The sequence below is a fragment of the Stenotrophomonas sp. 3diitr2024 genome, assembly GCF_042136455.1.
GTDB lineage: Bacteria > Pseudomonadota > Gammaproteobacteria > Xanthomonadales > Xanthomonadaceae > Stenotrophomonas > Stenotrophomonas sepilia.
The window spans coordinates 1-7,601 of the sequence record NZ_JBHHMJ010000700.1; the positions used below are offsets into that span (position 1 = coordinate 1).

6 protein-coding genes are annotated in these 7,601 nt (G+C 67.9%); 3 read left to right on the forward strand and 3 right to left on the reverse strand.

The window, feature by feature from the left end; all coding sequences use genetic code 11:
• Positions 1–209: 209 nt before the first annotated feature.
• Both accD and glmM read left to right on the forward strand, forming a co-directional pair.
• Positions 210–1,085: an acetyl-CoA carboxylase, carboxyltransferase subunit beta gene (accD, locus tag ABGA94_RS18025; RefSeq protein WP_005417947.1), complete on the forward strand. Its 876-nt coding sequence runs from the start codon at positions 210–212 to the stop codon at positions 1,083–1,085.
• Positions 1,085–2,446: a phosphoglucosamine mutase gene (gene glmM, locus ABGA94_RS18030; protein ID WP_005417944.1), complete on the forward strand. Its 1,362-nt coding sequence runs from the start codon at positions 1,085–1,087 to the stop codon at positions 2,444–2,446. Before accD ends, glmM begins: the two co-directional genes overlap by 1 nt.
• Before the next feature lie 78 nt (positions 2,447–2,524).
• On the opposite strand, the gene ABGA94_RS18035 is transcribed toward glmM, so the two are convergent.
• The 3 genes from ABGA94_RS18035 to ABGA94_RS18045 are packed head-to-tail and all read right to left on the reverse strand — an operon-like array spanning position 2,525 to position 6,418.
• Positions 2,525–3,382: a polysaccharide deacetylase family protein gene (locus ABGA94_RS18035; protein WP_111126952.1), complete on the reverse strand. Its 858-nt coding sequence runs from the start codon at positions 3,380–3,382 to the stop codon at positions 2,525–2,527.
• Positions 3,375–4,520 (reverse strand): glycosyltransferase family 4 protein, encoded by a 1,146-nt coding sequence (locus ABGA94_RS18040; protein ID WP_188239308.1) that lies wholly within the window; start codon positions 4,518–4,520, stop codon positions 3,375–3,377. The genes ABGA94_RS18035 and ABGA94_RS18040 overlap by 8 nt, the downstream gene beginning before the upstream one ends.
• 20 nt (positions 4,521–4,540) lie before the next feature.
• Positions 4,541–6,418 (reverse strand): DUF3413 domain-containing protein, encoded by a 1,878-nt coding sequence (locus ABGA94_RS18045; protein WP_262221123.1) that lies wholly within the window; start codon positions 6,416–6,418, stop codon positions 4,541–4,543.
• 149 nt (positions 6,419–6,567) lie between these two features.
• On the opposite strand from ABGA94_RS18045, the gene ABGA94_RS18050 reads away from it, so the two are divergent.
• The gene (locus ABGA94_RS18050; RefSeq protein WP_049414703.1) at positions 6,568–7,545 is read left to right on the forward strand and encodes an isopenicillin N synthase family oxygenase; all 978 of its coding nucleotides are present in this window, start codon (positions 6,568–6,570) and stop codon (positions 7,543–7,545) included.
• Positions 7,546–7,601 lie beyond the last annotated feature (56 nt).

Genomic DNA, 7,601 nt, shown 5'->3' on the forward strand with positions numbered 1-7,601 from the left:
TGCCGGCCGCTGGCCGGCCTCCTCCTGATGGCTCGCGTGCAAGGGCTGCCGGCCAGCGGCGGGTACCGCCCAGCACCTAAACGTACGTCCCAGCATGGTTTTTTCCGGCTGCCCCGCAGCTGGGAAGGGGGTGCACGGGCGGGGAAAGCGGAGCTAGACTGTCCGCCTTTGCGGCCCCTGGGCCGCCCTGAACGGAAGTGTCCTCCCGCATGAGTTGGCTCAGCAAGTTGATGCCGTCCGGCATCCGCACCGACAACACCCCCAGCAAGAAGCGCAGTGTCCCCGAGGGCCTGTGGGAAAAGTGCAGCAACTGCGGCAGCGCGTTGTACCGTCCGGAACTGGAAGAGAACCTGGAAGTCTGCCCGAAGTGCGGCCATCACATGGCGATCCGCGCGCGCGCGCGCCTGGCCGCCCTGTTCGACGCCGACAGCACCACCGAGATCGGTGCGCGCCTGGGGCCGACCGACCTGCTCAAGTTCAAGGACCAGAAGAAGTACAGCGAGCGCATCAAGATCGCGCAGAAGAACACCGGCGAGTACGACGCGCTGATCGCCATGCGCGGCCTGCTCAAGGGCCGTGCGCTGGTGGCATCGTCCTTCGACTTCGCCTTCATGGGCGGCTCGATGGGCTCGGTGGTCGGCGAGCGTTTCGCACTGGCCGCAGAAACCGCGGTCGAGATCGGTGCGCCCTACGTGTGCTTCTCGCAGAGCGGTGGCGCCCGCATGCAGGAAGGCCTGTTCTCGCTGATGCAGATGGCCAAGACCTCGGCCGCGCTGGGCAAGCTGCGTGAAGCCGGGCTGCCGTACATCTCGGTGCTGACCCATCCGACCACCGGTGGTGTCTCGGCCTCCTTTGCGATGCTGGGCGACATCAACATCGCCGAACCGCAGGCGCTGATCGGCTTCGCCGGCCCGCGCGTGATCGAGCAGACCGTGCGCGAGAAGCTGCCGGAAGGCTTCCAGCGCTCGGAGTTCCTGCTGGAGCACGGTGCCATCGACCAGATCTGCGACCGCCGCGAGCTGCGTGACCGCCTGTCCGACCTGCTGGCGATGCTGGGCCGTCAGCCGGCGCCGGAGGTGGCTTGATGGGAGGCCGCAAGTACTTCGGTACTGATGGCATCCGTGGCCGGGTCGGCCAGGGCGTGATCTCGGCCGACTTCGTGCTGCGCCTGGGCAACGCCCTGGGCCGTGTACTGGTCGCCCAGCGCGGCCAGGACGGGCGCCGGCCGATTGTGGTGATCGGCAAGGACACCCGCATTTCCGGCTACATGTTCGAGGCGGCACTGGAAGCCGGCCTGGTGGCCGCCGGTGCCGACGTGCAGCTGCTGGGGCCGATGCCGACTCCGGCGGTGGCGTTCCTGACCCGTACGCTGGGCGTGGATGCCGGCATCGTCATCAGCGCCTCGCACAACCCGCACTACGACAACGGCATCAAGTTCTTCTCCGCCCAGGGCGAGAAGCTCGACGATGCCACCGAGCTCGCCCTCGAAGCGGCGCTGGACGTTCCTTTCACCACCGCCGAATCGGAGAAGCTGGGCAAGGCATCGCGTGGCCGCGAGGCGGTCGGCCGCTACATCGAGTTCTGCAAGGCCAGCGTGCCGCGCGCGTTCGACCTGCGTGGCGTACGCCTGGTGCTGGACTGCGCGCACGGCGCCACCTACCAGATCGCACCGCTGCTGTTCCGCGAGCTGGGTGCCGAGGTGATCGGCATTGGCGCCGAGCCCAACGGCGTCAACATCAACGCCGGCGTGGGCTCCACCCATATCGACAATCTCGCGGCCAAGGTCCGCGAAACCCGCGCTGACCTCGGCATTGCCTTCGACGGCGACGGCGACCGCGTGCTGATGGCCGACGACCAGGGCAACCCGGTCGACGGCGATGACCTGCTTTACATCCTGGCCCGCGCATGGAAAACCGAAGGCCGCCTGCGCGGCCCGGTGGTCGGCACGCTGATGAGCAACTACGGCGTGGAGAAGGCCTTCGCCGACCTGCAGATTCCGTTCGTGCGCAGCAATGTCGGCGATCGCTACGTGCACCAGGCGCTGATCGAAGGCGGTGGGGTGCTCGGCGGCGAAGCCTCCGGCCACCTGCTGTGCCTGGATCGGGCCACCACCGGCGACGGCATCGTCAGCGCCCTGCAGGTGCTGGTGGCGTTGCGCAACAGCGGGCAGACCCTGCGCCAGGCGCTGAAAGGACTGGTGCGGGTGCCGCAGAAGACGGTCAACGTGCGGCTGGGCAATGTCTCGGCCAAGGCCACGGTGCAGGCCGGCAGCGTGCAGGCCGCGCTGGCTGTCGCGCAGCAGTCGGTGGCCGGCCGTGGCCGTGCGTTCCTGCGCCCGTCCGGTACCGAGCCGGTGGTGCGGGTCACGGTCGAGGCCGATGATGCGACGCTGATGCAGGACACGCTGGATCGACTGTCCGCGGCGGTACGTGAAGCCGCCGCCTGAGGCCGCTGCACATCCGCCCAACGAAAACGCCCCGGAATGCCGGGGCGTTTTCGTTGAAGGGGCAGGGCGTTGGGCCGCCTACGGCCCCGGCACCATCTTCTTCTGGCGTGCCTTGAAGCCATTGAACAGCGGCGCGATCAGGGGGGTGTAGCTCTGGGCGATGCGCTTGCGCAACCAGCTCGCCGGGCGGTTGCGGATCGCGAAGCGGTAGATGCGTTCCGGATCGCCGCCGACCACGTTGCGGCCGAACGGGTGGGTGGTGTGCAGGTAGCGGAAGCCGTGCTCGCGCGCCACCTCGATGTGGTCCTGGTCGAAATCGCCGTAAGGCCAGCACAGCGTATCGGACACCTCGCCGAGCTTGTCCCGCAGGACTTCGCGCGAGACTGCCAGATCGTGGCTCAGGCCCGCACGGCGCTGTGCGCGGTCCAGGTCGTCGCGGCGCAGCCAGCGGGTGTGGGTATGGGTGTGGCAATGCACTTCGAAGGTGCCGGCGGCGATGGCCGCGCGCGCTTCGCTCCAGCGCATCATCACGTCGTCGCTGCGGTTCTGCTCGTAGATCGCCGCTTCGCAGCCGCGGTGGTCCGGCGTGGCAGGCAGCACTGCCCCGGCAAGCCCCGCATGGGGCCGCTCCGGGCCTTCGCCCATCCAGCCGGTGACCACGAACACCACTGCGTGCATGCCGTACTTCTGCAGGATCGGGTGCGCATACACCCAGTTGTCCAGGTAGCCATCGTCGAAGGTGATCACGATCGACTTGCGCGGCACCGGCCTGCCGGCCAGGAAGCCGGCGTACTGGTCCAGTGTCAGCGAGGTCCAGCCGTTGCCGGCCAACCAGGCGATCTGGCTTTCGAAATTCTCCGGTGACACGGTGATCATGCCCGGCGACGGACTGACGTGGTGGTGCATGAGCACCGGTACGGTTCGGGCATCAGCCATGTCCCAGCTCCTTCAGCCACTGGCGGTAGTAGTGTTCGGTGGTCTCACCGTGGCCATCGGGGGTGAACCGGTGCGCGCCGTGCATCCAGTCCCACCCGGCGCGGCCCATCTGCCGCCGCCGTTCCGGATCGTCCACCAGCAGGCGCAGGGCGCCTGTCAGGGCTGCATTGTCGCCCAATCGGGTGAGGATGGCATTGCTGCCATCGACCACCATTTCCGGCACGCCACCCACGCGCGTGGCCACGATCGGCACCCCGACATAGGCGGCCTCCAGGAACACGGTACCGGCCGCTTCCTTGTGCGAAGCCAGCGCGAAGATGTCGAAGCCGGCCATCAGCCGGCACGCGCCGTCACGATAGCCGAGCAGGTGGACCTGCTGCTGCAGCCCGTGCTCGTCGCGCAGCGCCTGCAGTCGATCCATGACCGGCTGGCCATCGCCGACCACCACCAGGTGCAGGTTCGGGTGCGTCTTGCACAGCGGCACCATCGCCTGCAGCAGGTCGGCGTGGCCCTTGGGTTCGCGCAGCACCGCCACGCAACCGACCACGATGTCCTGTTCGCCGAAGCCGAGCTCGGCGCGCACTTCCGCGCGTACCTCCTGCAGGCATTGCCAGGGGTCGTCCTTGCGGATCTCGCTCCAGCGCGGCGGGACCGCGATGGGCGGCACGATACCGATGTGTTCGGCCGGAATGCCGCGCTCGGCCAGCAACTGCTTGACGAAGCTGCTGACGGTCAGCACCCGGTGCGGCAGGCCGGTATAGGTCAGCAGCGAGTTGACCGGGCTCATCAGGTGGCGCGAGCGCACCACCAGCGGCGTGCCGCCCAGGCGTGCGCCGGCGGCGGCGATCAGCGCGTCACGGCGGCTGGTGGTGTTGACCACGTCATAGCGTTCGCGGCGCACCAGGCGCGAGACCGACCAGATGCCGCGGAGCAGGCGCAGCAGGCCGCCCATGCGCAGGGTGTGCACGGTGAAACCGTCGTCGCGTGCCAGCTTGGCCAGTCGCGCTTCGGGCTGGCACAGCAGCGCCACCTCGTGGCCACGCGCGCGCATCACCTGCATGTGGCGGAAGATGTAGATCTCCTGCCCACCCATTCCCTTGGCGGCTTCGGTGTGCAGGATGCGCAGCGGACGGTTCATGCAGGATCGATCCTTGAGGGTCAGCGGTTGCGGAAGCGGGTCAGCGCTTCCCATGCAGTGCGTACGGCGGCCGCGTCGGGCGCCTGCTGTGACAGCGGCCGGTAGCGCAGGTCCAGAGCGGTGGCGTTGCCGAACTTGTCGAACACGTAGATCGCGTCGCCATGGCGTATCGCGCGCTGCGACCAGCTTTCGACCACCAGCGCACGCGGGCCCTGCGGTTCGGCCAGCAGGTCCTGGCCGGTGCTGTAATCGCTCAGCGCGTTCTCGCAACCCAGCGCGTGGCGCATCAGTGTCGGTACCCAGTCTTCGTGCGAGCTGGTGCGTGCGTCGTGGCCAGCGGCCCTGCCCGGCCAATGCAGCACGAACGGGACCTGCAGCTGGTAGTCGGAGAAGTTGCCGTTGTGGCCCCAATAGTTCAGCTTGAGGTCGTTGAACTCTTCGGCATGGTCGCCGGTGACCAGCACGATGGTGTCCTCGGCCAGGCCCTGTGCGCGAAGGTCGTCCAGCAGCGAGCCGATCAGGCTGTCTGCGTAGTGCACGGCGGTGCGGTAGCGGTTGAGTTCCGGCGTCGGGTCGTGCTCCGGGCCGAATTTGAGGAAGTCGATGTCCGCAGCCATCGGCGTCGCCACGGGCGGGTAACCATCGGGCATGTAATAGGGCGCGTGGGTGGAGTCGAGGAACACGAAGCCGAACCACGGGCGCTGCGCCGCCTGGCTGGCGCGGATGTCCTGCTGCAGTGCACTGATGATCGCGCGGTCGCGGCCGTCGGACTTCAGTGCCGATGGACCCTGGTGCAGCTGGTCGCGCACATCGGCGAAAGCCGTGCGATCGAATTCCGGGCTGTACAACGGCGCACTGCCGTACAGGTGCAGGTCGTAGCCCTGCTGGCCCAGCACCTGGAACAGCTGCGAGCCGCGCTGCTCGTCGAGCATGCTTGGCCAGTAGCCACCGGGCAGGCCGTACAGCAGCCCGAACAGGCCGTAGCGGGTGGCATTGCCGGTGCTGAAGTGCTGGTCGAACACGCGCGCGTCCTGCGCCAGCGCCGACGTGTTGGGCATCAGCTGCGGTGTCAGCACGTCCTGGCGCAGCGATTCCAGCACCACCATCAGCACATTGGGGCGATGCGGGTTCTGGCAGCGCAGCGGGTGCAGTGGGTACTGCAGCTGCGCATGGCGCGGGTCGGGCAGGCCGGCCTGCTGCTGGCTGACCACGCCCAGGCGCCGCATGAAGCTCTTGGCGGTGATCGGTTGCGCCCACGGCAGGTAGTTCCACTGCGCGATCACATCGCGGTCGCCACGGGCGTCGTAGTAGGCGGTGGCGACCTGGCCGCCGGCCATCAGAAGCGCGACCGCTGCCCACGCCTGCAGCACCCGTCGCCGGCGCGGCGCTGCCGGCAACAGCTTCCAGCACGCCCAGGCCAGCAGGCCTTCGGCGGCGAAGACCGCGGCGACCAGCAGCGCGACCTGCAGCCAGGTCTTCCAGGACAGGGCGACCTGGTCCTGCAGGGCGCCGCCGAACACCATGTTCACGACCATGGCGTTGAGGTGGAAGCGGTACAGGGTGAACACCTTGGCGTCGACCAGCAGCAGGCACAGCCACAGGCCCTGCAGGAGAACGGCACTGATGCTCAGCGTACGGGCAGTGCGTGGCCACAGCCCCAGCAGCAACGGCAGCAGGCCGGCCAGCGCACCGAACGCGAGCAGGTGGCCGGGCAGGGCGATGGCGAGGTAGGCCAGGCCCGCGCTGCCGCCTGGATTGTCCCGCAGCGGCACGTTGCCCAGTGCGATCGCCGCAGCCAGGGCCGCATTGCCGGCGACGAACAGCGACCACCAGGCCAGCCGGCGCCAACGCCGGGTGGAACCTTCAAGGGCGGGTGCGGCAGGGGCGGCTGCGGACATGGCGGTGCGGATTCAGGGAGCGGCAAAGGGGCGGGCCCAACGTGACGGAAGCGTTAATCCGCGCGCGGGTCGCGCATTGTATCGGTTTGTTTCTTCGTATCGAGTGGCGTCCCCCGGGCGATCTGTCACAATGTTCAGGCGGGCCATGAATGCGCTGGCCCCCCAGACCCAATGACAAGCCAGGAACCGCTGTGAGCCAGATCCCCACCCTCGACATCACCCGTTTCGACAGCGACCGCGAGGCCTTCGTGGCCGAGCTGGGCGCGGCCTATCGCCAATGGGGATTCGCGGGCATCCGCAACCACGGCATCCCGCAGGCCGACATCGACGCGGCCTACGATGCCTTCAAGGCCTTCTTCGCCCTGCCGGAAGAGGTCAAGCGCAAGTACCACGTGCCTGGCAGCGGCGGCGCCCGTGGCTATACCCCCTTCGGCGTGGAGACCGCCAAGGGCTCCAAGCACTTCGACCTGAAGGAGTTCTGGCACATTGGCCGCGAGATCGCCGACGACTCCAAGTACCGTGACGTGATGGCGCCGAATCTATGGCCGACCGAAGTCGAGGGCTTCCGCGAGCGGGGGTACGGCCTGTACCAGGCGCTGGACAACCTGGGGTCGCGCGTGCTGTCGGCGCTCGCCCTGCACATCGGCCTGCCGGAGAATTTCTTCGCCGACAAGACCAACTTCGGCAATTCGATCCTGCGCCCGATCCACTACCCGCCGATCACCACCGACGACATCCCGAACGTTCGTGCCGGTGCCCATGGCGACATCAACTTCATCACCCTGCTGGTGGGTGCCAGTGCCGCGGGCCTGGAAGTGCAGTCGCACGACGGCGAGTGGGTGCCGTTCACCTCGGACGCGGACACGATCGTGGTCAACATCGGCGACATGCTGCAGCGCCTGACCAACCATGTTTATCCGTCGACCATCCACCGCGTGGTCAATCCTCCGGGCGAGTTGGCGCGCCAGCCGCGCTACTCGGTGCCGTTCTTCCTGCACCCGAACCCGGACTTCCTGATCGACGTGCTGCCCTCGTGCATCACCCCGGAGAACCCGAGCCGGTACCCGGAGCCGATCACCGCCCACGGCTTCCTCGAGGAGCGCCTGCGCGAGATCAAGCTGAAGTAAAGAAAAGTGAGGCCGCCGAAAGGTGGCCTTTTTCTTTGCAGGGCTGCGCCCTGCAC